The organism is Amycolatopsis nivea (assembly GCF_004522235.1).
Lineage (GTDB): Bacteria > Actinomycetota > Actinomycetes > Mycobacteriales > Pseudonocardiaceae > Amycolatopsis > Amycolatopsis nivea.
Window position 1 is genome coordinate 293,807 of the sequence record NZ_SDLT01000006.1, and the last position, 21,097, is coordinate 314,903.

Consider the following 21,097-nt stretch of genomic DNA (forward strand, 5'->3'; position numbering starts at 1 on the left):
CGGGACCCGGGCTCGTCAGGCCACGGTGACGTTCGGGTTGGCGCGGTAGGCGGCGGCCCACTGCTCCCGCTCGGCGTCGGTCATCTCGTTGAGCGTCACGTTCGGGCTCGCGAACCGGATGCCCTTGAGGTCGTCGAGGGTCCAGAGCTTCTTGGCGTCGTCGAGGTCCAGGTGCGGCTGCGGGATCAGCGTCTTCCCGTCGTCGCGGACGTAGCCGAGGTCGCGGACGATGTCGGCGAGATCGCGGTCGTGGTGCAGCGTTTCCCACTCGCGGTGCCCGGTCAGCCTGCCCATGTTGGGAGTCGGGCGGCCCTCGTACTCCGGCCGGAACGCGACCTTGTCGGTCCAGGCGCAGGTCTCCGAGCAGTAGGTGCGCCACTGGTCGTCGACCTTGTCCACCACCAGGTCCTCGCGGACCAGGCACGGGACCATGCAGGTCCAGCAGCGGTGCGGGTACTCGTAGCCGACGTCCTCGAACGCGATCGGCTTGTTCCGGCCCGGGTAGCGCAGCCGGTTGTAGGCCTCCCACCACTTGCCGAACTGGTCGTACCAGCCCGGGTACTTGTCCTCGAACCACTCGAAGTCGGCGTCGGTCATGCCGTCGATGCGCCAGTAGTTCACCGGCCAGCCGGTGGCGAAGAACTGCGCGACGCGGTGCACGTAGTGCTTGTTCGTGATCCGGTTCCACGCTTCCTCGACGAGGTCGTGCGGGATCACCAGGCCGTACTTTTCGAGCGGCAGCAGGTAGCTGCGGTAGTAGTCGTCGTAGATCCAGCGCCGCCACATCTCGGCGTAGGACTCGCGGTCCTTGCGGCGGTCCTTGGTGCCGTACTCGATGAACGTGCCGATCGCGGCGTCGACCACGCAGTGGTTGTTCCACCACGCGTACCGCAGGTCCCGCTCGAGCAGCGGCCGGTTGCGCTCGTCGGCCAGCGCCATCAGCAGGATCGAGTAGCCGTTGCTGATGTGCCGCGACTCGTCGGACTGCACCGAGTGGAACACCGTCGGCAGCAGGTAGTCGCCGTTGGCCGCCGCCTCGTCCGGCATCGCGACGAACAGCGTGTTGGTGAACGCGGTTTCGGCGACCACGGTCAGGTAGATGTTCGCCGCGGTGATCGCGTCGCCGGTGATGAAGCCTTCGCCGAACTGGCGGCCGATGGTGCCCGCGTAGTTGTTCGCGAACGCCTTCTCGGTGATGTCGAACCCGGCCGGGTCGATGTAGTTGTTCATGTAGAGCTTTTTGAGGTTCATCTGGATCGTCGAGTGCCGTACCTCGTCGATCATCTGCACCGCGAGCCCGTTGTGGATCTCCGGGTTCGGCACCGCGTCGATCGCCATCGGCATCGCCCGGGCCGCGGAGATCTCCGGGAACGGGATGATGCTCAGGAACAGCTTCTGCCATTCCAGCCAGCGCTGCTGCACCTGCCGGAACATGTTCCCGCGGATGGCGCCGTCCATCGCGCCGAAGACGCGGTTGTCCTTTTCCTCTTCCATCGGGAAGTAAGACCGCATGATCTGCTTCAGCGGGTCCTTCTTCGGTGCCTTTTCGAACGTGTAGTCCGTCCCGAACCGGGTCGCCGGCGTGGCGAACGTCGGTTCCCACGACAACTCGGTGATCTTGCTGTGCGCCTTGGTAAGGCTCTGCCTGCTCACTGGGGCCTCCTGGAACCGGCGGGCGGTCCGCCGCTGTCCGTCTGACCGGCAGAGTGTGTGCCGGGAAACTCCGGTGTTCTATCTCAATCTGAGATCCGGTCCCCGGATACGAAAAACCCACCCTCGCTCACCTTGCGAGGGCGGGTTCGGAAAAGCCCGGAATCAGCGGGCGACAGCCAATTTCGTGTTCACGATTCGCGGCGTTTGGCGCGATTTCCGACCAACGGTTGACGGGGCCTCGATTTGACGCCGACGAAGGTCATCAGGAATTTCTCTTGCCTGCGAACGGCGACCGGGTTCAGCCCGCTTCGTCGACGATGCCGAAGGCGCGGATTTTGCGGTAAATGGTCGCGCGCGACATGCCGAGGTCGCTGGCCGCGCGTTCTTTGCTGCCGCGGTTCGCGGCGAGGCTGCGGACGATCGCGTCGCGTTCGATGGTCTCCAGCTTGGTGAGCCGGCGCCGCGTGAACGTGCGGCATTCGGCGGGCAGATCGGCGACGTCGAGCACGCCGCCGTGCACGCGGTGCGCCGCGGCGGTGAGCACCCGGTCGAGCTGGCGCACGTTGCCGGGCCAGGGCAGTCGCATCAACTGCCGGACGCAGGCGTCCGATGCGGACAGCGACCGGCTGCCCGCCCGCACCGCCAGCAGATGCGGCACCAGCCGTTGCACGTCCTCGATGCGGTGGCGCAGCGGCGGGACCTCGATCTTCCGCGCGAAGAACGCCATCACCGCGCCCTGGATGCCGGGATCGGCAGGTTCGCTGCCGACGGTGGCCACCACCCAGGCGGGCGCGTGCTGTGCCGGGTCGTTCTGCCACGCGGTGAACAGTTCGGCCAGCGCGGGCAACGCGGTGTCGCCGAGTGCGTCCAGATGCTGCAAGACGACGACCGGCGGATCACTGCAGGCCGCTTCTTCGGCGAGCGCGGGCACCCACTCTTCGCTGGCGTCCACTGAAGTGCAGTCGACCATCACCTGCCTGCGTCCGTGGCGCAGCGCAACGGCGCGGGCGATGGCTGTCTTCCCCACCCCAGGTTCCCCGCTCAGCGCCAGCCACTGCCCGCCGCGCAGGCTCGCGTCCGCGGCCGCGCTCGCCTGCCGCCACGCCGGGCTCGAGCCGGCGAGGCCGGGCAACTGCAGCTCGGAGCGGACAAAGGTGCGTCGCGAGGCGGTCTGGTTCTTGACCCGGAAGATGCCGCCGGCAAGCGCGTCGCCGCTGAAGACGGGCCGGTACTCAAGACGCGCGCTGACGCCCGACGGCAGATCGGCCAGCACCGTCGCGGGTTTGGCCGAGCCGGCGAGATCCGTGGCGTGCGTGATCAGCGCTGAACGATCGGTGACGTCGTAGCGTTCCTCGGCGTGGCTGTTGACCATGACGACGTCGGGGTTCACCGCCAGAACCGCGCCCGATCCGCGTCGGCAGGCCGCCAGGTACTCCCGGAACAGAGCCAGTTCGCGCGTGCCGGTGCTGGCGAGCATCGCTTCTTCGATCCGCTTCGCGGTCGTGCGCGCCAGCGTCAGCAGGAGCGGGCCGGACGCTTCGGCCCACGACGTGAGGTCGAGAACCCCGGCCAGATGTCCGCGAACCGGATGCACGATTGGCGCCCCGGCGCACTCGAAGCCGGTCAGCTCGCCGTTGAAGTGCTCGAACCCGGACACCAGGACCGATTTCTGGCATTCGAGCGCGGTGCCGATGCCGTTGGTGCCGACCGACTCCTCGGCGTAGCTGTAGCCCGGGGCGAGCGAGATCTGGTCGAGCCCCGCGGTGAGCGCGCGATCGGTGCTGAGCCGGTCGACGACCAGGCCGTTCGCGTCGGTCAGCAGGATCGCGGTCGGATGGCCGGCGAGTTCTTCGGACAGATTCGCCAGCACCGGCGCTGCACTGTGCGCGAGCAGGCTCTCCTCGTCGCGATCGGACACGTAGAGCGGCTCCGGCCGCTCGAAGTCGACCCGGTTCTCGAGTGCACGCCGCCACGACGCGGTGATCACGTCGCGCACCCCCGACACCTCGGGCGACCCGCGGGAGAGGAACAGTTCCCGCAGGTCGCGCATGGTCTCGTTGCGTCCAGCCGCCACCACCGTCTCCTTTGACGTCCAGTGCCCCGGGCCCCTGCCAGCTCCCGGGGGAACCATCGTGCACTCGTGGCGCGCGTCACTTTGTCTCATAGTGAGACAAGGCGGTACTCGGTCACAAGGCAACCTGCCTGAGGCCGTCGCGGATCATCCCGGCGAAGCGGGGGAACTGCCCACTGCGAGTCCTCCAATGCCGGATGGGAGGTGGCCGTGCCCGACCACGTGTTTCACCTGCCCCGCTGGCAGTCCGGCGCTGCTGGTTGCCAGCTGATCGGTCGTCGCGGGCTCGCCATGGACCTCGCAGGACCGGCTCAGCTCGCTCCGTTCGCGTTCTCCCGTGACGCGAACTGCATGCCGCGGCAGGGCCGACGGAATCCGGACAACCCTTCGCACTCGGCGACCGTGGCTGACGCGTCAGCCACGGCGTCCAAGCGGGCGCACGGCTAGCGCGTCGGTGTCCTGGCCGGGAACGAGCGCGAGGAACCCCGTGTATCCGTCGGTCTCCAGCCGGGTCAGCTGGGCGGCGAACTTGCCGCTGCGCGGCACCGGCGACACCACGCCGCCGCGCTCGGCGCGCAGCCGCCGCGCGACAGCCAACGCGTCGGCGACCGGGACGTCTGTCTCGTACAGCACGGCCACCCGGTCGGCAACGGCCGAGGGAGCGACAAGCCTGATGATCCGTTCGAATCCGATGGAGAACCCGCACGCTGGAACCGCCTTGCCGAGCGACCGGCCGATCAGCTCGTCGTAGCGGCCGCCGCCCGCGATCGAGCCGGACGAGCCCGCGTGCGCGATCTCGAAAATCTGCCCGGTGTAGTAACCCATGCCGCGCACCAAAGTCGGGTCGAACGCCCAGGTCACGCCGTCAAGCGCGGCAAGGCACTCCGCCGTCTCGGCGAGCTCCGCGGCGACCGGCTCGGGCAGACCGGGCACCGTGTCGACGAGCGTGTCGGCGACCTTGTCCGCCGGCAGTCCGGACAGGGTTTCGATCTTGTCCCGCACGGCAGCGGCGACCTCGGCGGGCAGGCCGCGTTCTCCGGTGAGTTCTGCGGTGACGCCCTCCCAGCCGATCTTGTCGAGCTTGTCGATGCTTACGAAGGTCCCGGCGCGCGCGGCATCGGGGACGCCGGCGGCGGAAGCGAGGGCGGCCAGGAACCGACGGTCCGATAGCCGCACGGTCGCCCCGGTCAGTCCGACCGCGTCCAGCGCCGCGGTAGTGGCCTCGATCAGCTCGGCCTCGGCGAGCACGCTCGGCTCGCCGATGAAGTCGATGTCGCATTGCGCGAATTGCCGGAAGCGGTCTTGCTGCGGCCGCTCCGCCCGCCAGACCGGCCCGAACTGGAACGACCGGAACGGCGCGGGAAGCTTGTCGCGCTGCGCAGCGTAGAACCGGGTCAGGGGCACCGTCAGGTCGTAGCGCAAGCCCAAGTCGACCAGGTCTGACACAGCCGTGTCGGCAGCCAACGGGTCTCTCAGGCCACGCTTCAGGACCTGGAAGAGCAGCTTCTCGTTGTCCCCGCCTTGCCCCGCGGTCAGCCGTTCGATCCGCTCCAGCGCCGGGGTTTCGATCCGCTGGTAGCCGAAGCGGCTGTAGACGCCCTGGATCAGCTCGAGCACACGGTCGCGGGTGGCCACCACGGCCGGGAGCAGGTCACGGGTGCCCCGGGCAGGGCTGTTGTCCATCTTCACGAAAAGTCCTCAACAGGGAAAGGAAACGGGTAGCCGGTCGTATGACAGCGGCTTCGGGCACGAATCGACGACGGGGCGGATCCGCCGCTCAATGTCGCGCGCGCACGCCCTCGCGCAGAGTCGCGGCCGCGCAGGCGACCGGGACCTCGATGCAGCCGAAATCGGCCATCGGCGGAGCCAGCACTGGGTGCCCCAGCACGCGAACGCACACCTGTCCCGCGCGGACCGATGCTCCGGCATGAGACTGCCCGGAAGCGCGCAGCATTGATCCCAGCCTGTCGGCCCGCCGAAGCTGCCGAACATAGGGGCTGGTCATCTCGTTCCTTCCGCACAGCACCGGGAACTGCTCAGAGCGAATTTTTCCACAGCGACCGCCGCAGGTGCGGCGGGGTCCGGCCCAGAGCGACACAACCACCCGGCCCCTGCTGACCGCGCACTGCAGTACCAGGGACGAGATGACGTCGTCGAACGTGCCGCCGTGTCCGGCCAGGACTGGTGTCTATACCTTGCTCGCGACCACCATGTAGTTCTCGGCCTCAAGATCGAACGTGCTCATTTCCGTCCGAAGTCCGACCCGGTGCAGTTCGATTTCGAGTTCCTCGTACCGATAGGGCCAGCAGGACAGCATTTCCGAGCGGACAACAACCAACCCAGTCGCATCAACCTGGGCGATCGCGATCTCGATGCGGTGCTCCTCCTCCCACCGCGGCGCGATCTCCCAGCGGTAGATCACGACGGCATCGCGACCGTTCCGGCGGACGAGTCGGTCACTGATGTCCAGGCGGGAACCTCTGGCCCGCACGCGTTCCCACGTGCGGGACGTGAGCACCAAGCGCCCGCCGGGGCGCAGAAGCCGTGACATCGACTCCAGAGCAGCGCCCCTGCCTCGCGCGCCCTCGGCGTGGTGAAGCGAGTTGCCAACGCAGAACAGCATGTCGAACGTGCCGTCCTCGAAATGGTCGGGCAACTCTTCCCAGCTCGCCCGCACGGCCCGGACGGATGCCCCGAACTCCTCAGCCAACTCCGCAGTCCGTCGAACCATCGCTTCGCTGGCATCAGTTGCGACAACCTGCATGCCGCGACCGGCGAGGCCAACCGCCAACTGTCCGGTTCCGCACGAACAGTCGAGGACGTGAGCGTTCGACGGCAGGAAACCGAGGACGTCATCGAACGACGCAGCGAACTCGGCCGGCGGCAACTTCGCATCCGAGATGAGCCATTCGTACACCTCGGCGAGCACGTCATAATCCGTCACAACCGCTACCTCCGTCACGCAGCAGGACGTCAGTCCATCAGCGGAGCAAGCTGAGCGCCAATGGTTTTCGCCTGTATTGGGCGTCGGTAAACCTTGGATCCGTTGTGCTGCCTCGAATATTGCCCAACGCGGGCGAGGCCATCCGGCGACTCTTTCTCGAAAGGACGGGGTTCAGGTCACGGCAGGTCGACGAGTGTCCCGCTACCCTCAGCGACCGGCGCGTCGGCGGCAGACCTGGCCACCGGGGTCGGGGCCCCAGGCCTGCCGAACTTCAGCACGAGATCTCCCAGATCGACCGTGCTGGTCGTTTTCTGGAAGCTCGCGAGGCTTCCGGGCCATTTGGTCACGACCTTGCCCGCCATGCCAAGGCGATACCAGCTGTGGCACGCACCGGCCTCCCAGACGGAGTCCGCCATCGCGCTGTCGACCCAGTTGTTGAAGCTCTGCTGAGCCCTCTGCGACGGCTGGACGGAGACGGCGCCGCTCTCGTCGACGAGCCGGATGTATTCCATGATCATCTTCATCTGCGCCTCGATGACCGCGATGATGGACCCGCTCGCCTGGGTGTGCGGACCGGTCACGAGGAAGAGGTTGGGGAACCCCGCGACGACGGTGCCCTTGTACGCATGCGGCGCTTCGCGCCACGCATCCGCCTTCAGCGACCGCGCGGATTCACCGTGGAACTCTATCCCGGCGTACATGTCGGTCGCGGTGAAGCCGGTCGCGAGAACCACAACGTCGGCGTCCCATTCGCGCCCGTCCTCGGTCACGACGCCGGTCGCGGTCATCGACGAGATCCCGGCCGACCAGACGGTGGTCCTGGGGTCGGCAAGGGCGGGGTAGAACGTGCTGGAGAGGACCGGCCGGCGACAGCCGAACCGGTAGGACGGTGTCAGGAGGTCACGCAGGCCGGCATCGGCGATCTCCGACTCCATATAGTCGCGCCACTGTCCTTCGATCTTGGCGAGCTTGGCCTCGTCCATGACTGCCTGTGTTTCCGCCTCGACGTTGAAGCTGTGTTCGGCGTCGAGGCGGATAGCTTCCATCCGCTCCGGTTCGTCCCGGAACCGTGCCTGCGCCTCGTCGTCGTAGACCTGCTCGTCCTTCGGCATCACATAGGGCGGGGTGCGGATTACCGCCAGCACGCTCTCGGCCACGTCGACGGCATAAGGGAGGACCTGCGCGGCACTGGCGCTCGCACCGACGACCACCACGCGCCGGCCTTCCAGGGAAACTCGTTCGTCCCATTCCGCCGTGTGGATCACCTCGCCGCGGAACGTCTCGCGCCCCGGAAGATCAGGAACGCGAGGGGTGCTGAGCGAACCGCTTGCCATGACCAGGAACCGGCACGACAGCGACGCTCCCTCGGCGGTGCGCAGGTGCCACACACCGGCGGGCTCATCCCAACTCGCCGACACCAGAGTGGTGTTGAACCGGATGCGGTCCCGGACTCCCAGATCGTCGGCCACCTTGTTGATGTAGGCGAGGATTTCGTCCCACGGCGCGTAGCTGCGCGTCCACGTCGGATTCGGCGCGAACGAGAGGCTGTAGAAATGTGCCGGGACGTCGCAGGCCGCATTAGGGTAGCGATCGTCCCGCCATACCCCGCCCAGTTCTCCGGCACGCTCGAGGATGACGAAGTCGCCCCTGCCCTCCTCCAGGAGGCCGTGCGAAGCGCAGATTCCGCCGAAACCTCCACCGACAACGACGGTCTCGTGGTACTCAATGATGATTTTGCTCCACATTACTTCTGACAAAGCGTTTATCGCGCATGCGGGAATCAGTTCATCCCGGTCCCGTCGCCCGGTTCGAAACATTTCGGCGATTATCGCGGTTGCCCGCGGACAGCGTGTTCTTCGCCGCAGATAAGTCGCATGGTGTCCTCCTCGCCTGTACCCACACTCCCCGCTGCCCAGGGGGCGCGTCCAAGGCTTGTTTCGCATCCCGTGATGCGTTCCAGGCATCACGTATGCAAGTGGGCTATCTTGCGATCTTGTGGACGCAGCCAACGCAGTGCCGTCGGCCGACTTCGAACTCCGACTGGTCCGTTACTTCACGGTGGTCGCCGAGCAGCAGCATTTCGCCCGTGCCGCGGCACTGCTGCACATAACCCAGCCGACCCTGAGCCGTCAGATCCGGACCCTTGAGCAGCGTGTCGGAGTTCGGCTGTTCGACCGCGACCGGCAGGGCACCCGCCTGACCCCCGCCGTTCCCGCGTTCCTGCCCCATGCAAGACAATTGCTGGCGATCGCCGCGATGGCTGCGGCGGACGCCCGTGCGGCCGCAGTGCCGAGTCAGCTCACCGTCGGCCATACGCGCGGGCTGATCATTACTCCGGCGGTACGACATCTGCGCCACTACCACCCCGAGGCCGAGGTGCGCACACTGCACATCGAGTTGGCGGAGGTGCGGACGGCCCTGTTCGGCCGCCGTGTGGACGCTGTCGTGACGCGGCTCCCATTCGACACCGACGGACTGCAAGTCACCGTCCTGCATCACGAGACCCGCGTGCTGCTCGTCGCCCGGTCCCACCGGCTGGGCGGCCGGGAATCAGTCACCCTCGACGACATCGCAACTGAGCTGGTGCCGAGGCTGCCCGCCGCTGAGTGGGACTCGTTCTGGCGTGTCGACCCCCGTCCCGATGGCACGCCGGCACCCGACGGGCCGCTGGCCGGCCACATCGAGGACGTACTCGAACTGGTCGCGTCCGGGCAGGCGGTCGCCATGCTTCCCGCCGGATTGCGCGGCGAGGGCACCCGGCCCGACCTGACCTCGATCCCGCTGCACGGGGTCGAGCCAGGTCAGGTGGTGCTCGCCACCCGAGCCGGGGACAGCGCACCCCTGGTGGCCGCGTTTCGCCGGTCCGCTCAGGCCCTGCTGACGGAGGCGAACTACTAGCCCGGATGTTTCACGCGGAATACGCGACAGTGCCGACACTGCAAGGGAAACTACGGAGTGTCTAGGTCTGCAGTGGTCCTCGGGGGAAGCGCAGCAAGTGGTCGGCGCGGGAGTCGTGTCGCATGGACAGTCCAAGCCCGCGAGAAACTCGCCCGGACAGCACAAAGCCCCAGGTCACCGAGCCCGGTGACCTGGGGTTCGAGAGTGGGCCGCCAGGGATTCGAACTCTGAACCCGCCGGGTCACAGTCGTTTTGACCGAGTTTCGAACGGTGCCGAACGGTCCGTGTTGTTTACCTCGCTGTGTACGCGTGCCGGATGTCAGGTGATGCCGTGGTTTGTCGCCGTGTTCGCGCACGCTCGGGCTCGCACCTGCCGGTTCGTGGTGCCCGGCCAGTGCCGCTCCGGACGGCCGTTCCCGCGGCGATTCGATCATGCTGTGGGGGTGGCGTCGTGATGAGAGAGTCACGCGGGCCGCTTGCCCGCCGATCGCGCTGTTGTTCGCGGTCGAGTTGCTGAACCGGGCATTGAAGCAAGCCGCCGTGACCGCGCCCGGGCAGGACCAGTCCGTGCTTCAAATCAGCGAATGCGAGACCGACGCGGCGGACAGTGAAACAGTCTCGTTCCGTCTCGGCGAACCTGCGTTGACGGCGGAGCAACGGATGTGGGCCTACTACGCGAAGCAAGTCGCCGCGGGGCGTTCGCCGAGCGGGGCCGAACTGGACCGGGTGGTGGGGACGCACAATTACGGGCGTCGTGTGCTTCGCAGGTGGCGGCGGTCGGGCCGCTTGACGGAAGCCGGCGTCAGCACGGGTGTAGGAGAAGACGTGCTCCTGGTCGCGGAGGCAAAGCTCGTCACTTAGCTTGTCTCACCTAATGCTGTCGTAATGCCTGGCCCGGCCTGAGCAGCCGGACTTCAGGCGTGGACCGGCGGGCGTTTCGCACCACTGAGACGAGCTTTAAGCGGCACTGAAAGGTTCACCACACAACGTTTCACACATCGCGCAGCGTCGGCGCGGCAGACTCACGGGGGAAGGAAAGGCGGGCATCTCGGGGAGGACAGTCATCGCCACCATCAAGTGCGCCAGCCTCGCGCGGCTCGCCGTCGTCGCGTTGCTCTGGGGTTCCAGCTTCCTGTGGATCAAACTGGCGCTGCGCGGATTTTCGCCCGGGCAGGTCGTGCTGGTCCGGCTGGGCCTGGGCGCGTTGTTCCTGCTCGCGCTGTGCTGGGTGCGCGGGCTCGGCCTGCCCCGGTCGCCGCGGCTCTGGGCGAAGATCGCGGTCGCCGCGGTCTTCGCCAACTTCGTCCCCTACCTGCTGTACGGCATCGCCGAGCAGCAGGTAGGGGACGAAGTTGGCCGGCGTGCTCAACGCCAGCACTCCTTTGTGGACGATGGCGATCGCGCTCGGCGTCCGGCAGGAGACCTCGGTCGGCGCCGGGCGCGGAACCGGGCTGGTACTCGGCTTCGCCGGCACGCTGCTCTGCTTTTCGCCGTGGGAAGCGGGTGGCGCGCTCGGCGGCGCGCTGCTGTGCCTGGCCTCCGCCGTCTGCTACGGGATCGGTTACGTCTACACCAGGCGGTTCCTGACCGGCTCCGGCGTCGAGCCGGTCGCGATGGTCGCCGCGCAACTGCTGGTAGCGACCGGATTGGCCGCGCTGACCATCCCGGTCACCGGCAGCTCGCCGGTCTCGGTGCGCGCGGACGCGTTCCTCGCGCTGGCCGTCCTCGGCGTGCTCTGCACCGGCGTCGCCTACCTGTTCAACTTCCGGCTGACGGTCGAGGACGGCTCGACCGTCGCGTCCACCGTCACCTACCTGCTGCCGATCGTGTCCGTGCTGCTCGGCATGGCGTTTCTCGCCGAGCCGTTCCGCTGGAACGCGATCGCAGGCATGGCCGTCGCGCTGGCGGGCGTGGCACTCGTGCAGCGCTCGCCCGGCCCGACGACGCAACCCCAACGCCGCCCGGAACCGGCTTCCAGCCGGTCTTGACCAGGAAATGAGAAGGATATCCATGGATGACACCTTCGCCATCGGCGGCGACCTCGCCGTGCACCGGAGCGGCTTCGGCGCCATGCGCCTGACCGGTCCGAACGTGTGGGGCGACCCGGCCGACCGCGACGGGGCGATCGAGGTGGCCCGCCGCGCGGTCGAACTGGGCATCACGTTCATCGACACCGCCGACGCGTACGGTCCGGGCAGCAACGAAGAGCTGCTCGCCGACGCGCTGCACCCCTACGCCGACGGTGTCGTCATCGCGACGAAAGCGGGGCAGAGCCGTCCCGGGCCCGGCAAGTGGAAGCCGCTGGGCCGCCCGGAATACCTGCGCCAGCAGGCAGAACTCAGCCTGCGCCGGCTCAAGCTGGACCGGTTCGACCTGTATCAGCTGCACCGCATCGACCCGCAGGTGCCCGCTTCCGAGCAGTTCGGCGTTCTCAAGGAGCTGCAGGACGAGGGCAAGATCCGGCACATCGGCCTTTCCGAGGTGACGGTCGCGCAGATCGAGGAGGCGCGCACGCAGATCGAGGTGGCGAGCGTGCAGAATCTCTACAACGCGGCCGAACGTCAGCACGAAGCGGTGCTCGACTACCGCGAACGCGAGAGCATCGCGTTCATTCCGTGGCGTCCGGTCGCCAAGGGCGACCTGGCCTCGGCCGACGGGCCGCTCGCGTCGATCGCGAAGGAACTCGGCGCGACCCCGTCGCAGGTGGCGCTCGCCTGGCTGTACCGGCGTTCCTCGGTCGTCATCCCGATTCCGGGCACTTCGTCGATCAAGCACCTCGAGGAGAACCACGCCGCGTCCGCCTTGGAGCTCGCCGACGAGCAGTTCGCCGCGCTGTCCGCGATCGCGCCGCCGGCCTAGCCCCGCTCCCCGGGCCGGCCGGCATCGCTCGGTCGGCCCGGTTCCACGGTCTGTTACCTTCCGCCGCGCTCGCCGTCGCGCTCGTCGGCGGTCACTGGCGGGCCGCCGCGGTCACCAGTGCCTCGACGGCCGCGCGGATCGCCGGCCGACGGACCGCCTCGTTGCGCCACAAGGCGAAAACCTGCCGGCTCAGCACCGGTTCGACCCGCACGATCCGGACCCCGGACGGGGTGCTGTCCCGGCCCAGGCGCGGAATCATCGCGACGCCGTTGCCCCCGGCCACCAGCGCCAGCTGTGTCGCGTACTCGGCGGCGGTGTGCGCGATCCGCGGCTGAACGCCGTGCTCGCGGATCGTGTCGAGCAGCCAGTTGTGGCACATCTGCCCGACCGACCAGGTGACCCAAGGGTCGTTCGCCAGCTCGCTGAGGTCGACCGTCTCGCGGTCGGCCAGCGGATGCCCGGCGGGCAGCGCGACATCGGTGACGTCGTCCAGCAGATGCTCTTTCATCAGCACGTCGGGAATCTGCAGCGGCGAAGTGAACCAGTCCTGCACCACCGCGATGTCGACGTCGCCGCGGACGACCCTCGGCAAGGACTCCTCCGGCTCGAGTTCGGTGAACTCGACGCGCAGATTCGGATAATCCTCCCGCAGGCCGCGCAGCGTGCCCGAAACCAAGCCTCGCGCGGCGGTCGGGAATGCGGCGATGGACAGCGTTCCGGTGACCGCGCCTTTCTGTCCTTCCAGCGCTGCCTCGGCCTCGCCCAGCAACAGCAGAATCTGTTCGATGTACCCCACCAGCAACCGCGCGGAATCGGTCAAGCGCACGCTCCGGCCGTGCCGTTCGAGCAGCGGCTGGCCCACCTCGCGCTCGAGTTTCGCCAGCCGCTGCGAAACCGCGGAGATGGTGACGTGCAAGGCATCCGCGGCCCCGCTGATGGATCCGTTGCGGGCGACTGCGTGCAGGGCGCGCAGCTGCGCAAGATCGTGCATGCACACCAGTATAGGGAAATCGCCTTTCCGGCGAGGGTTTCTCGGGACATCGAGGCGATTTCCGTTGGCTGCAGGAAACTATTCCCCCGAATGCACGCGTCCGCCGCCGCGGAACCGCCGGAAGAACACCGTGTTCAGTTGTCCGATTCGACGCCGGAAAGTGCCCGCCGACGGTCCGCGCCGCGGGGTTCGCTGCTGCCTCGACAGCTGCGCATGCCCCGAATACTGCGACCCCGCCGCGGCCTGCCCTGGATACGGACATGAAGGTGATCCAGCACATCCTCCGCCACTCGTCGATCAAGGTCACCATGGACCTCTACACCAACGTCGCCCAGGAAGTCGCCGCCAATGCCGCCCAGAAACTCGCCTCGGCGATCCCCCGGCGGGCCGCTGTGCACTCTCGGGCTCGCACCTGCCGGTTCGTGGTGCCGGGTCCGTGCCGCTCCGGACGGCCGTTCCCACTGCGATTCGATCATGCTGCCGGGGTGGCGACGTGTTGAGAGAGTCGAGCGGGAAGGTTGCTCCGAAGCTGGCTCTGTGGTTGCAATGCGGTTGCACGGGTTTGGTCGCGGTGGGGGCGGCGTATGCGTCGTACCGCCACGGCCGTGAGCTCGCAGTCCGGTTTGGTGCGGATGCTTCGGCTGCGTCGATCTGGCCGTTGCTGGCGGACGGGTTGCTGACGATCGCGACGGTCGAGGTGTGAAAGCGACGCCGGGCCGGGCGGGATCGTGGCAGGTGGGTGGCGTGGTCGGCGTTCGTGTTCGGGATCGAGCTGTCGCTGCTGGCGAACATCGGGTCCGCTTTGGTGCGAAGCCCGTTGCAGGTGGTGGTGGCATGCCCGCCGATCGCGTTGTTGTTCGCGGTGGAGTTGCTGAACGGGGCGTTGAAGACAGTCTCGTCCCGTCTCGGCGAACCGTCTTTGACGGCGGAGCAACGGATGTGGGCCTACTACGCGAAGCAAGTCACCGCGGGACGCCCACCGAGCGGGGCCGAACTGGACAGAGTGGCGGGGACGCACAATTACGGGCGTCGTGTAGCGGCGATCGGGCCGCCTGACGGAAGCCGACGTCGTGCCCGGCGAAGGAGAAGACGTGTTCCTGATCGCTAGCTGATCGGCTAGCGGACTCAGCCCGGCACAAACATACGGTCGTGCCGAGCAGAGCCGACTAGCACATCGCCGTCGGCCTCACCGGATGGGTTCAGCCAGCCTCGACCTGTGTGCGTTCTCCCGTAGCGCAGACGCACGCCGCCGTCCGTGCCTGCAGAGTAATGTCCTTGCGGCCCCAACGGCGCGCCGCAAGCTCGAACTCGGTTCCGCCTGTCGGATCCAGCATTGCGCAACAGCCATCCGTCATCCTGAAGCGCGAACGCCACGCGCCACGGACGCCCAGCAAGCCCCATGGCGCTACGGGCGTCCTAGACGAGAAACCATGCCGACCCCTCAGCCTTCAGAAGACGGAGAACCTCCTCACTGAGGGCGCGTACCTGGTGAGCGAGCGCCACCGGCGTGGTCCGGCCGAGTCGGGTGATGCGGCAGTCCGCAGAAGCCTCGGCGGCCTCGGGTATGCCTCCAGGAGCGATTCCGATCCAAGCGCTCGACCGATCTGCGCACCTCCCCCTGCCAAGCAAAACACCAGCACGACCTGATGCGCCCCAGGCGAAAATCGGAGCCTCCGAGCGATTTCGACGGTCTGTTGTCGCCAGCTTCACCGCGATGTTCCCGGGTTGTTCGCGCGGTGCACTGCCTGCCACCGCCCAAAGAAGGCGATCAGTGGGACGCTGAACACCAGCGGGCCGAGGATCGCGAGCGGGCGTTCAGCCCACCAGATCCAGTCCGGGGCGCGGTCGTCGGCTAACTGCCGGTCGAAGCCGAAGTACACAACCGCTCGGGCCAGGGCCATTCCGGTGGTGTGGAAGAGAAACAACGGCAACGCGTATCTGGTGAACACCGCCGTCGCCCGCTGCCAGCGCGGCTTGGCCAATGCGCGCTCTACGGCCGGACGCAGCACCTCGCACAGCCCGACTTGGAAGGCCAGCAGGGCGACGATGACGAACGTCGGCGGGGACATGTTCGACATCCGCTCCCCCGGCACCCCCACCATCGAACCGGGATACAAGCCCGACAGCACCAGTCCTGCGAGCGCGAACGAGCCCGCCCACAACAGCGCCCCGGCCACGTGCCGCGACGCGGCGACGATGCGGTGATGGAAGAACCCCGCCTGATACGCCAAGCCCCACACCGCGGCCACGTTCACCCAGCTCACCTCCGACCAGCCGAAGCGCAGCCGCAGGACGTCGACCAGCAGGGCGACGCCGCCGAGCCAGACCAGCACGAGGACGTCGAACCGTTCGTGCAGCCATGCCATGACCGGCAGCAGCAGGAGCAGGCCGACGTAGACCGCGAGGAACCACAGCGGGCTGAGGACCAGCAGCACCGCGCCGCCGACCCATCGCGCCCCGAGCGTCTGGGTCAGCACGACGCCGAGGGCGGCCCAGAAAAGGATCAGCACCCCGGCTGGAGTCACCAGTTCCTTGACGTGGTGCCAGACGTACGAACCCCGCGACTGGCCGCCGGCGCGGGCACGCTGCCAGGACGCCAGGTGCACCGACCCGCCGACGTAGAAGAACACCGGCAGCACCTGCAGGAACCAGGTGAGCACCCACAAGCCCCGGAAGTACGCGAGCGGGTTCGTGGGCTGCGGCCCGGTCGGGGTCCAGTGCAGGATCGTGAACGCCCAGTGCCACAGTACGACGACGATCAGGCTGACCGCACGCAGGAAGTCGAGATACGGTTCGCGTTCCTTGGTCGTCATCGCCATTGTCCCTTTCCGAGGGCACACTGGAATCACGATGTCTGTTGCCGCGGTTGTCCCGAAACTGCCGGAAGTCACTGCTTTCCGGCGTCGTGCTCTTGCCGTCGTCGCCGCGGTGCTGCTGCTGGCGGCGGCCACCGTGCTGGCCAACCGGGTGCTGCCCGGCTGGGCCTACCCGGTCTGCGGCGCGGTCGCCGCCGCCGGGCTCCTGGCCCTCGCCCGATTCGCCGGCGTCGGATGGGCCGAGATCGGATTCAGCCGGCGGCACACGCGCCGGATGCTGTGGTTCGGGCTCGGCGGCTTCGCGGTCGTGGCGTTCGGGTTCGGTCTCGCCGCCGCGATCCCGGCGCTGCGCGTGCTGTTCCACGACGGCCGGATCGGTTCGCCGGGATTCGGGCAGCTGATGTGGCTCGCGCTGGTGCGCATCCCGCTCGGCACCGTGCTGATCGAGGAAATCGCCTTCCGCGGCGTGCTCCCGGCGCTGCTCGGCGCGGGCGAGCGGTGGCGCTGGTGGCCGGTGCTCGGCGCGTCCGCGTTGTTCGGGCTGTGGCATCTGCTGCCTTCCCTCGCCCTCACCCAGAACGCGGCCGTCCACCAGACCGTCGGCGGGCTTCCGCTCGCGACGATCTCCGTGCTGGCGATGGTCGCCGCGGCCGGAGCGGGCGTGTTCCTTTGCTGGTGGCGCTACACCGGCCGCGGGCTGCTCGCCCCGATGCTGGTGCACCTGGCCACCAACTCCGGCGGGCTGGTGCTCGCCTGGGCGCTCGTCGGCTGAATCCCGGTCTCACGCGCGGACGATCGTCCCGGCCGTTCCCGCCGCCAGTTCGCCCGCCGCGGTCAGCTTGCCGATCGCGGCGAACTTGCCGCCGTTCTCGACGAACCGGCACGCGGCGTCGACCTTGGGCCCCATGGAACCGGCCGGGAAGCGCCGGGAACGCAATTCGCGGCTGCTGACTTCACGGATCGGCCGGGCCCGCGGCGTGCCGTAATCGTCTTGTACCGATTCGACATCGGTCAGCAGCAACAGCGCGTCGGCACCGATCTCGCGTGCGACGAGTGCCGCGGTCAGGTCCTTGTCCACGACCGCCTCGACGCCCCGCAAGCCTCCTTCGGCGGCAGCCACCGGGACCCCGCCGCCGCCCGCGCAGACCACGATCGCGCCGGCCTCCATCAGGGTCTTCACGAGGGGCAGTTCGATCAGCTCGACGGGTTCGGGCGACGGCACCACCCGCCGCCACACGGTGCCGTCCGGGCGGACGTCCCACCCGCGTTCGGCGGCGAGCCGCTCGGCCGTCGCGCGGTCGTACACCGGGCCGACGAACTTGGCCGGGTCCGCGAAAGCCGGATCGTCGGCGCGCACCAGCGTGCGGCTCATCAGCCCGGCCACCGGCCGCCCGCAGGCGTTCTGCAGGGCCTGCGCGAGCCAGTAGCCGATCATCCCTTGGGTCTGTGCGCCGAGGACGTCGAAGGGATACGGCCTGCGCAGCGCCGGATCGCGCTCGCTCTCGACCGCGAGCAGGCCGACCTGCGGACCGTTGCCGTGGGTCAGGACGAGTTCATGTTCCCGGGCCACCGGCGCGAGTGCTTCGGCGGCGGCGAGGACGTGCTCCTCCTGGATGTCGGATTCGGCCGGTTCCCCGCGTTCGAGCAGCGCGTTCCCGCCGAGCGCCGCGACGATCCTCATGCTCCCACCGTAGCGGCCATGACGGCCTTGATGGTGTGCATGCGATTCTCCGCCTGGTCGAACACGACCGACGCCGCCGATTCGAAGACCTCGTCGGTGACCTCGAGGGCGTCGAGCCCGTACCGTTCGCCGAGCCGCTGCCCGACCGACGTGTCCCGGCCGTGCAGCGCGGGCAGGCAGTGCAGGAACTTCACCGCCGGGTTCCCGGTCGCGGCGACGACCTTGGCGTTGACCTGGTACGGCAGCAGCAGTTCGATCCGCGCGCCCCAGGCTTCCTCCGGTTCGCCCATCGACAGCCAGACGTCGGTGTAGAGGAAGTCGGCGGCGTGCACGGCCTCCGTCACGTCGTCGGACACGAGGATTTTCGCGCCCGATTCACGGGCGAGGCTCGCGGCGATCCGCCGGATCTCTTCCTTCGGCCACAACGGTTCCGGCGCGCAGATGCGCACGTCGAGGCCCAGCAGCGCACCGGCGACGAGCAGCGAGTTCGCGACGTTGTTGCGGCCGTCGCCGAGGTAGCAGCACGACACGTCGTCGAGGGAGCCCGGCGCGTGGTCGCGCATGGTGAGGACGTCGGCCAGCAGCTGTGTCGGATGCCAGGTGTCGGTCAGCCCGTTCCACACCGGGACCCCGGCGTAGGCGCCGAGCGTTTCGACCGCTTCCTGGGACGAGCCGCGGAATTCGATGCCGTCGAACATGCGGCCGAGCACGCGGGCGGTGTCCTTGACGGACTCTTTGTGGCCGAGGTGGGATTCCTCGGGGCCGAGATAGGTGATGTGCGCGCCCTCGTCGTGGGCGGCGACCTCGAATCCGGACCGGGTGCGCGTCGAGCTTTTCTCGAAGACCAGCGCGATGTTGCGCCCGGCGAGCCGCTGCGTCCGCGCCCCGGCCCGCTTTTCCTGGCGGAGCCGGGCCGCGAATTCCACGACGGAACGGAATTCGCTCGCGGTGAGGTCGGCGTCCTTGAGCAGGTTGCGGCCGTGCAGATTCATCAAGTGCTCCTGAGTGTCGGGGGTGATCACGCGGGGTCGCGTTCGATCGGGCAGTTCATGCAGCGCGGGCCGCCCCGGCCGCGGCCGAGTTCGCCGCCGGGCACGGTGATCACCTCGATGCCGTTCTTGCGCAGCATGGTGTTCGTGGCGACGTTGCGGTCGTAGCCGACGACGACACCCGGCGCGACCGCGAGATAGTTGTTGCCGTCGTCCCACTGTTCCCGCTCTGCCGCACGGACGTCCTCGTCGGTGGACAGCACGGTGACCCGCTCGACGCCGAGCGTCCGGCTGAGGCTGCTCCAGAGGCTGTCGTTCTGCCGGACCTCCAGCGCACCGGCCTCGGCGCCCGCGGTGACAGTCCACGAGCGCAGCTGCCGGTCGAAATACGGGTAGAGGACGAAGGTTGTCACGTCGACCATCGTCATCAGCGTGTCCAAGTGCATCGTCGCGTGCGAACGGGGCAGCTCGACCGCAAGCACCGTGTGCGCCTGGCCGCTGTCGAACAGCGCGCGAGCGAGCAATTCGACAGCCATCGGCGTGGTCCGCTCCCCCATGCCGACGAGGACCGCGCCGTCGCCCAGGACGTGCACGTCACCGCCTTCCACCGTCGCCGGGAAGTAGTCGTCGTCGCCGAAGTAGCTCGCGAACGACGCTCCGGCGAATTGCGGGTGATAGCGGTAGATCGCCTGGGCATGCAGGGTTTCCCGCTGCCGCGCGGGTTTCGCCATCGGGTTGATCGAGACGCCGCCGTAGATCCAGCAGGAGTTGTCGCGCGGGAACAGGTGATTCGGCAACGGCGGCAGCACGAAGTCGTCGGCCCGCAGGGTGTGCCATTTCAGGCTGCTGGTGCGCAGCGGATGCAGGTCGGCTTTCAGGACGCCGCCGATCAGCGATTCCGCGAGACTCGTGCTGTCGAGGCCGTCGAACAGTCTCCGCAGCGTCGGAGCCAGTGCCGGGCCGACGGTTCGCGGGGTGCAGACCCGGTCGAGCACGAACGCGCGGCTTTCGGGAACGTCCAGGCTTTCGGCGAGCAGCCGGTCGAAGTAGTGCACTCGCACGCCTTGCTCGCGCAGCGCCTCGGCGAAGACGTCGTGTTCCTCCTTCGCTTTCTTCGCCCACATGACGTCGTCGAAGAGCAATTCGTGGACGTTGCGCGGGGTCAGCCGGGAGAGTTCGGTGCCCGGGCGGTGCAGGACCACCTGTCGGAGGCGGCCGGTTTCGGACGCGACTGCGAAGCTCATGGATGCGGTGCCTTTCGTCGTGTCGGTCGGAGTCAAGCTGCGCGCGGCCATTGCTCACCGGTCTCCTCGGCCGGTGTCTCGCGCTTGCCGTGCGCCGCCGCCCGGCCCTTGAGCACCGCGTGCAGGACGAGACCCACCAGCACCACGAGCATCGCCTCGTACACCGCGGCGTAGCCGGCGGCGAAGGTCACCCACAGGGAGAAAAGCACCGCGGCGGCGGTGATGCCGAGGTCGCGGGCCAGCAGCCAGCCGTGCACCTGGCGCCGGCGGGACACGAGGTAGGCCAGCTGCGCGCAGGCGGAGAAGAAGTACGGGATGGCGACCGTGACGACGGCCAGGTTCACCAGGAACGAGAACACCGCCAGCCCGGTGCCCGAGGTGTAGCGCCACACCATCAGCAGCGACGGCAGCAGCGCGGCCAGCACGATGCCGAACCACGCGGTGTCCTTGCGGTCGGCCCAGGCGAACGCCCGCGGGAACAGCCCGTCGGCCGCCGCGGCGCGCGACACCTCAGTGGTCACCAGGGTCCAGCCGTTCAGCGCGCCGATCCCCGAGATGACGGCGAGTGCGGCGACGAGTTTCCCGGCCCAGCCGCCGCCCGGCAGGATCGCCTCGAACGCGGGCACGAACGGGGTTCCGCTCGAAACCAGCACGTCGTGCGGGACGAGTCCCATCACCGCCGCAGACACCGCGAGGTAGACCACCGCGCTAGCGGCGGTGCCCAGGAGCGAGGCGCGCCCGACGTTCCGTCCCGGCTCGCGCACCCGTTTCGCCGTGACCGCCGCGACTTCGACCCCGATGAACGCGAACAGCGCGACACCCGCGGCGATCCCGATCGCGGTGTAAAGGCTTCCGCCGGACGTATTGAACGCACCGAAATTGCCCTTCGACACGAAGAACCAGCCCACCATGGTTTCGGCAAGTTGAATTGGCTCCGGTGCGGCATCTTGA

The 21,097-nt window shown here is 68.2% G+C and carries 19 protein-coding genes and 1 pseudogene; 8 read left to right on the plus strand and 12 right to left on the minus strand.

What is annotated here, in order from left to right; genetic code table 11:
• Nucleotides 1-15 precede the first annotated feature (15 nt).
• From EIZ44_RS09990 to EIZ44_RS10010, 6 genes are all read right to left on the minus strand, one after another.
• Nucleotides 16-1,653, minus strand: coding sequence for a ferritin family protein (locus EIZ44_RS09990; RefSeq protein ID WP_037806035.1), 1,638 nt, complete (start codon nt 1,651-1,653; stop codon nt 16-18).
• 298 nt (nt 1,654-1,951) lie between these two features.
• Nucleotides 1,952-3,727, minus strand: a complete 1,776-nt coding sequence (locus EIZ44_RS09995) for a sigma-54-dependent Fis family transcriptional regulator (protein ID WP_037806034.1) — start codon at nt 3,725-3,727, stop codon at nt 1,952-1,954.
• Between the two features lie 411 nt (nt 3,728-4,138).
• Complete coding sequence (locus EIZ44_RS10000; RefSeq protein ID WP_037806625.1) at nt 4,139-5,407, minus strand: histidine--tRNA ligase; 1,269 nt, start codon at nt 5,405-5,407, stop codon at nt 4,139-4,141.
• A 94-nt stretch (nt 5,408-5,501) separates the two neighbouring features.
• Nucleotides 5,502-5,678 carry a hypothetical protein gene (locus EIZ44_RS44645; protein WP_158714381.1) on the minus strand — a complete coding sequence of 59 codons (177 nt, stop codon included), beginning with the start codon at nt 5,676-5,678 and terminating at the stop codon, nt 5,502-5,504.
• 234 nt (nt 5,679-5,912) lie between these two features.
• Nucleotides 5,913-6,668: a class I SAM-dependent methyltransferase gene (locus EIZ44_RS10005; protein ID WP_037806033.1), complete on the minus strand. Its 756-nt coding sequence runs from the start codon at nt 6,666-6,668 to the stop codon at nt 5,913-5,915.
• 176 nt (nt 6,669-6,844) lie between these two features.
• On the minus strand, nt 6,845-8,413 hold the full coding sequence (locus tag EIZ44_RS10010) for a flavin-containing monooxygenase (protein WP_167754074.1): 1,569 nt from the start codon (nt 8,411-8,413) through the stop codon (nt 6,845-6,847).
• Nucleotides 8,414-8,663: 250 nt separating this feature from the next.
• Here EIZ44_RS10010 and EIZ44_RS10015 point away from each other — a divergent pair, with 250 nt between their 5' ends.
• The 5 genes and pseudogenes from EIZ44_RS10015 to EIZ44_RS10030 all read left to right on the plus strand — a co-directional run bounded on the left by EIZ44_RS10015 (nt 8,664) and on the right by EIZ44_RS10030 (nt 12,425).
• Nucleotides 8,664-9,566 carry a LysR family transcriptional regulator gene (locus tag EIZ44_RS10015; RefSeq protein ID WP_240691261.1) on the plus strand — a complete coding sequence of 301 codons (903 nt, stop codon included), beginning with the start codon at nt 8,664-8,666 and terminating at the stop codon, nt 9,564-9,566.
• 495 nt (nt 9,567-10,061) lie between these two features.
• On the plus strand, nt 10,062-10,427 hold the full coding sequence (locus EIZ44_RS10020; RefSeq protein ID WP_134728376.1) for a hypothetical protein: 366 nt from the start codon (nt 10,062-10,064) through the stop codon (nt 10,425-10,427).
• Between the two features lie 250 nt (nt 10,428-10,677).
• Nucleotides 10,678-10,848, plus strand: a pseudogene (locus EIZ44_RS46150) (EamA family transporter); the annotation flags it as partial.
• A 79-nt stretch (nt 10,849-10,927) separates the two neighbouring features.
• The gene (locus tag EIZ44_RS45410; RefSeq protein ID WP_240691263.1) at nt 10,928-11,554 is read left to right on the plus strand and encodes a DMT family transporter; all 627 of its coding nucleotides are present in this window, start codon (nt 10,928-10,930) and stop codon (nt 11,552-11,554) included.
• A 22-nt stretch (nt 11,555-11,576) separates the two neighbouring features.
• Nucleotides 11,577-12,425, plus strand: coding sequence for an aldo/keto reductase (locus tag EIZ44_RS10030; RefSeq protein ID WP_134728377.1), 849 nt, complete (start codon nt 11,577-11,579; stop codon nt 12,423-12,425).
• A gap of 91 nt (nt 12,426-12,516) precedes the next feature.
• On the opposite strand, the gene EIZ44_RS10035 is transcribed toward EIZ44_RS10030, so the two are convergent.
• The gene (locus EIZ44_RS10035) at nt 12,517-13,416 is read right to left on the minus strand and encodes a LysR family transcriptional regulator (protein ID WP_134728378.1); all 900 of its coding nucleotides are present in this window, start codon (nt 13,414-13,416) and stop codon (nt 12,517-12,519) included.
• A 260-nt stretch (nt 13,417-13,676) separates the two neighbouring features.
• Here EIZ44_RS10035 and EIZ44_RS10040 point away from each other — a divergent pair, with 260 nt between their 5' ends.
• Together EIZ44_RS10040 and EIZ44_RS46070 are read left to right on the plus strand one after the other, a co-directional pair.
• Entirely contained in the window at nt 13,677-13,916 is a 240-nt protein-coding gene (locus EIZ44_RS10040) for a hypothetical protein (protein WP_134661392.1), read from the plus strand.
• Nucleotides 13,917-13,987: 71 nt separating this feature from the next.
• The gene (locus EIZ44_RS46070; RefSeq protein ID WP_338081056.1) at nt 13,988-14,119 is read left to right on the plus strand and encodes a DUF2637 domain-containing protein; all 132 of its coding nucleotides are present in this window, start codon (nt 13,988-13,990) and stop codon (nt 14,117-14,119) included.
• 1,003 nt (nt 14,120-15,122) lie between these two features.
• On the opposite strand, the gene EIZ44_RS10050 is transcribed toward EIZ44_RS46070, so the two are convergent.
• Nucleotides 15,123-16,229: an acyltransferase family protein gene (locus EIZ44_RS10050; RefSeq protein ID WP_134728379.1), complete on the minus strand. Its 1,107-nt coding sequence runs from the start codon at nt 16,227-16,229 to the stop codon at nt 15,123-15,125.
• 37 nt (nt 16,230-16,266) lie between these two features.
• On the opposite strand from EIZ44_RS10050, the gene EIZ44_RS10055 reads away from it, so the two are divergent.
• A complete protein-coding gene (locus EIZ44_RS10055; RefSeq protein ID WP_134728380.1) occupies nt 16,267-17,004 on the plus strand; it encodes a CPBP family intramembrane glutamic endopeptidase in 738 nt (245 codons plus the stop codon).
• A gap of 9 nt (nt 17,005-17,013) precedes the next feature.
• Here the strand turns inward: EIZ44_RS10055 and EIZ44_RS10060 are convergent, their stop codons facing one another.
• The 4 genes from EIZ44_RS10060 to EIZ44_RS10075 form a co-directional block, all read right to left on the minus strand.
• A complete protein-coding gene (locus EIZ44_RS10060) occupies nt 17,014-17,913 on the minus strand; it encodes a carbamate kinase (protein ID WP_134728381.1) in 900 nt (299 codons plus the stop codon).
• The gene (gene argF, locus EIZ44_RS10065) at nt 17,910-18,905 is read right to left on the minus strand and encodes an ornithine carbamoyltransferase (protein WP_134728382.1); all 996 of its coding nucleotides are present in this window, start codon (nt 18,903-18,905) and stop codon (nt 17,910-17,912) included. Before argF ends, EIZ44_RS10060 begins: the two co-directional genes overlap by 4 nt.
• 26 nt (nt 18,906-18,931) lie before the next feature.
• Nucleotides 18,932-20,146, minus strand: coding sequence for an arginine deiminase (locus EIZ44_RS10070; RefSeq protein WP_134728383.1), 1,215 nt, complete (start codon nt 20,144-20,146; stop codon nt 18,932-18,934).
• A 32-nt stretch (nt 20,147-20,178) separates the two neighbouring features.
• Nucleotides 20,179-21,097, minus strand: a 919-nt coding sequence (locus EIZ44_RS10075; protein WP_134728384.1) for an amino acid permease, incomplete at its 5' end; no start/stop codon positions are given.